Source organism: uncultured Maritalea sp. (genome assembly GCF_937139385.1).
Classification (GTDB): domain Bacteria; phylum Pseudomonadota; class Alphaproteobacteria; order Rhizobiales; family Devosiaceae; genus Maritalea; species Maritalea porphyrae_A.
In genome coordinates, this window is sequence record NZ_CAKZPW010000352.1 from 1 (window position 1) to 4,044 (window position 4,044).

At 47.5% G+C, this 4,044-nt stretch carries 5 protein-coding genes, 2 tRNA genes and 1 pseudogene; 1 reads left to right on the plus strand and 7 read right to left on the minus strand.

The features are described from left to right. Positions 1-213: 213 nt before the first annotated feature. Positions 214-465: pseudogene (locus tag Q0231_RS14320) on the minus strand (NADH-quinone oxidoreductase subunit B); the annotation flags it as partial. Then, complete coding sequence (locus Q0231_RS14325; protein WP_269394148.1) at positions 456-821, minus strand: NADH-quinone oxidoreductase subunit A; 366 nt, start codon at positions 819-821, stop codon at positions 456-458. The pseudogene Q0231_RS14320 and the gene Q0231_RS14325, both read right to left, overlap by 10 nt. 410 nt (positions 822-1,231) lie before the next feature. Between Q0231_RS14325 and Q0231_RS14330 the strand changes: the two genes are divergently transcribed. Then, positions 1,232-1,576 (plus strand): hypothetical protein, encoded by a 345-nt coding sequence (locus tag Q0231_RS14330; protein WP_299348461.1) that lies wholly within the window; start codon positions 1,232-1,234, stop codon positions 1,574-1,576. 86 nt (positions 1,577-1,662) lie between these two features. Here the strand turns inward: Q0231_RS14330 and Q0231_RS14335 are convergent, their stop codons facing one another. The 5 genes from Q0231_RS14335 to Q0231_RS14355 all read right to left on the minus strand — a co-directional run bounded on the left by Q0231_RS14335 (position 1,663) and on the right by Q0231_RS14355 (position 3,997). Next, positions 1,663-2,190 (minus strand): outer membrane protein, encoded by a 528-nt coding sequence (locus Q0231_RS14335; RefSeq protein WP_269394146.1) that lies wholly within the window; start codon positions 2,188-2,190, stop codon positions 1,663-1,665. Positions 2,191-2,476: 286 nt separating this feature from the next. Next, a tRNA-Asp gene (locus Q0231_RS14340) sits at positions 2,477-2,553 on the minus strand. 233 nt (positions 2,554-2,786) lie between these two features. Beyond that, positions 2,787-2,862: transfer RNA gene (locus tag Q0231_RS14345), tRNA-Val, on the minus strand. 100 nt (positions 2,863-2,962) lie between these two features. Continuing rightward, entirely contained in the window at positions 2,963-3,241 is a 279-nt protein-coding gene (locus tag Q0231_RS14350; protein WP_269394145.1) for an HU family DNA-binding protein, read from the minus strand. Between the two features lie 174 nt (positions 3,242-3,415). Then, on the minus strand, positions 3,416-3,997 hold the full coding sequence (locus tag Q0231_RS14355; RefSeq protein WP_299348466.1) for a S16 family serine protease: 582 nt from the start codon (positions 3,995-3,997) through the stop codon (positions 3,416-3,418). Positions 3,998-4,044: the final 47 nt, after the last annotated feature.

Sequence of the window (4,044 nt, forward strand, 5' to 3'; positions counted from 1 at the left end):
ATTCATTCACTGCTGTCGGTTCGCTGATGATGTTGGTAAGGCTGTAAGCAGCGAGCCATTCGGTGCCCTCATCCGCCCAGTCCAGCGAGGGAATATAGCTCGCGTCTATAGCGGCATAGGTGGTCATCAAATCTTCGACCACCGCCTCTACCGCTGCAGATTGATACACCAGGCACTGCTGGGCACTGTCATCCGTATCGTGCTCCGCAGCATATATCTCGACATAGATGTATGCATCATCTCAACAGCGCAACACGCCAAACCAAACGTCATCCACATCAATGAACCCGTCCGCGCCCAGTTGATCAGGTCGTCGGTCGTGGTAACCAAAAAGCCTTTGTCGGCCAATTGATCGTTGATATCGAGGAAAAACGGATCATTCGATCCAAGCGGCTTACCCGTCTTTGGATCGATAATGCCCTTTGGTTGCGGCGCAACCAAAGTTGAATCGTTACTCAATCCCATTCCAGAGCCCCTTTACGCCATTCATAAACAAAGCCGATGGTCAAAACGCCCAAGAAAATCATCATTGCCCAGAAGCCGAACCAGCCCACCCCTTTGAAGGCAACAGCCCACGGAAAGAGAAAAGCAACTTCGAGATCGAAGATGATGAAAAGAATCGCAACCAGATAGAACCGCACATCGAATTTCATGCGCGCATCATCAAAAGGATCAAAACCACATTCGTAGGCAGATACTTTTTCAGGGTCTGGATTTTTTACAGCGATAAGGAAAGGCGCTACCAAAAGCGCGAGGCCGATAACGGCAGATAGCCCGATAAAGATAATTACAGGCAGATAATTGAGGAGCAATTCGTTCATAATTGCCTTGCCTTTAGTGTTGACTGGGTAATCCAGCCTAGGAATTAAAATGCATGAACCAAAGTCACATTTCGGCCCAATTCATCGTTGCTACGGCTTAACGTAGCGGTTTGCACGATTCAAGAGGAATTATTGTCCCACGCGATCTTTCTAGCCTGATTCCCACATGCTTGAGAAAAATCAATCATTTCAAATAAATATGAATATAATACTCATATTAAAAGCCACCCAAATTACGCCACTCGCCAACACTTGATTCGCACAAATTGATAGCACCAACTCAATTCGAACATGGCTTTGTGCATAGCTTCCACCCTTATTATGGGCAGGTGCTCTCACGTCTTTCCAGTTCTTCCCTACAAACAAACATTGCTTTACCAATTGATCGGCAAACAATGAGGTGGGCAAACATGGACAAACCAAAAATAGAACCAGGCAAAAACATTGCGATGAAAGTGCCGTCATTCAAATGGGCGGAAACTGTTTCGTTTTACCGCGACAAAGTCGGACTAAGACAAACTCGCAAGACCCCAAATAGTATCGCCTTTGAATTTGGCGCGATGACTTTGTGGATCGATCGCGTCGAGAAGCAAAGCCAAACAGATATCTGGCTTGAACTGTTCACCCCCTCACCTGACGAAGCGCTATTGGCACTCGGCGGTCCGGCCAGAGATGAGTTAGAAGAAATAGAAGACAATAATGGACGCTGGACATCCGATCCGGCGGGCGTGGTTTTGCTGCTCCGAGATGAGTAACACTTTATCGATCTCAAGCTCCCTACAAACAAAATGGCCGCTGCAAACAAATGCAACGGCCAATATTCTAATTCAGTTTGGTCGTGCTAGTTGAAGTACCAGCGAACCTTGCCGTCAATTTCGTGGCCCAAACCGCCGCCAGAATTAAACAGGTAATTGTACTCCGCACCAAGAGTTACCTCTTGGGTCAAAGCAAATTCCATTCCTGCGCCAACAAGGCCAATTCCCGCCCCTTTGTCAAAGCCACCGCCGCCAACGCCATAAACAAGCATATCGTCGCTCACCAAATAACCAGCACGTGCACTCGCTTGAGACATCGCGCCAGTAAATGCGCCACTGGCCACCAAGGCATTCACTTCAAGTTCTGCACCATAAACAAGCGCGCCATCTTGGATATTCAGACCCGTAACACCGCCAACAGCCCATTCAGCCGTACCAGTGTTCACGTAGCCCGTGTTTAGGCCCACATAAAAGCCATCCCAGTTAAAACCAGATGTTGCGTATGCAGCCGAAGGATCACTTGCGTAGTTCGTCACAGGATCTGCTGCAAAAGCAGCTGCACTCATTGCAACACCCGCAAGAGCGGCAATAGAAATTTTCTTCAATATAGTCATTTTGGCCTCCGTGGATAACCATGCTCAAAGTTAAAAAACCGATGTAGGAAGCATACCATTTGAATCAATGTTTAGTGGCATCACAATCGTCAAATCGCGCGCTAAACTCATCAGTTGGTTAAGTATCTACTAACAAGCAGGCAATTTCGCGATAGAGCTGTGGCAACAATGGGGCAATCGCGCCATGATGCAATTTGTTCAATACTGGTAAGGAATGCGGTCAACAACAGGTTTGCCAAGAACACGAAGTTCGAGGCCAAAGAGTTCACAATGCCATGAAAAAAAATGGCGGGAGTGACGGGACTCGAACCCGCGACCTCTGGCGTGACAGGCCAGCGCTCTAACCAACTGAGCTACACCCCCAACGTTTCGCGTATCGTTGAGATCCGCTGAAGATGTGCGTTGTTTAAGAGTGATCTAGGCTCAAGTCAAGCACATAAATCGCACTTTATGATGCTTTTTTTACAATCCATGCAAAGAACATCAAAAAGCCCCCACTCCGCCTGACTTTTGGCGACAAGACGCAGAAAAGACAAATCAAAACAATCGACTAAGCGATTATTGAGAATTCTGAGTTGTGAAATTTTGAGAGAGAATGGTGGGCGATGAGAGACTCGAACTCCCGACATCTTCGGTGTAAACGAAGCGCTCTACCAACTGAGCTAATCGCCCTCTTAATGAGGTGTGCATCGTTTAATTCGTATCAAACGCTACGTCAACAAAAAAGGTCCCGATTTTCATCGAGACCTTCAAAAAAATGCAATTTTTTTTGTTACTTGCCGTTCACAGCTTCTTTGAGCTGCTTGCCAGGCTTGAATTTAGGCACGTTCGTCGCAGCAATATCAATTTCTGCGCCAGTTGCAGGGTTGCGGCCTTTTGTTGCTTTACGGTGTGATACAGAGAAAGTACCGAAGCCAACCAAGCGAACTTCGCTACCATCTTTCAATGTGCCTTCGATTGCATCGAATACTGCGTCAACGGCTGAAGCGGCGTCAGCTTTGGTGATGCCTGCTTTTTCTGCAGCAACAGCAATCAGATCATTTTTGTTCATTTAACTATCCTCATATCTAAACCCATGGCTATTTGCCTGAGTATGCGCGAGTTACATTTCTTCGATTCTAAGACTAAAGCAAGGAAATCCGGTGCTTTCAGGCGTTTTTCGCCAAAAAAAAGGGCCGGAAACAATGTCCCGGCCCTCAAATATGCATTTTACTTAGCGCAAAAGTTAATGGGCAGTCAGATTCGCCGCAGAATCACGTTGCTGACGTAGGCTTTCAGCATAAGCCTCAAAGTCCCATTCGATTGCTTTTGGTGCTTCCACCAATGCATGGGCAATCACATCTTCCATTTTCGAAACAGGCACAATCTCAAGCCCCTCTTTCACAATGTCAGGCACATCGACCAAATCGCGCACATTTTCTTCGGGAATCAATACTTTTTTGATTCCCCCCCGAAGTGCGGCCAAAAGCTTCTCTTTCAAACCACCAATCGGCAGCACACGGCCACGCAGGGTGATTTCTCCTGTCATAGCCACGTCATTGCGCACAGGAATACCGGTCATCACTGACACAATCGCTGTTGCCATGCCGACACCCGCAGACGGTCCGTCTTTTGGCGTTGCACCTTCGGGTACATGCAAATGCACCATACTCATATCGAAAAAATCGAGATCGCAACCGTAGTCCTTGAGATGGGCAATCACATAGCTATAGGCGATTTCAGCAGATTCCTTCATCGTGTCACCCAGCCGCCCCGTCAGTTTAAAACCTCGATTAAGCGTATGGATCAAAGAGGATTCAATCGCCAGCGTTGCGCCGGATTCTCGGCCGCGCGCACGGCGTCGTCATGAAACAT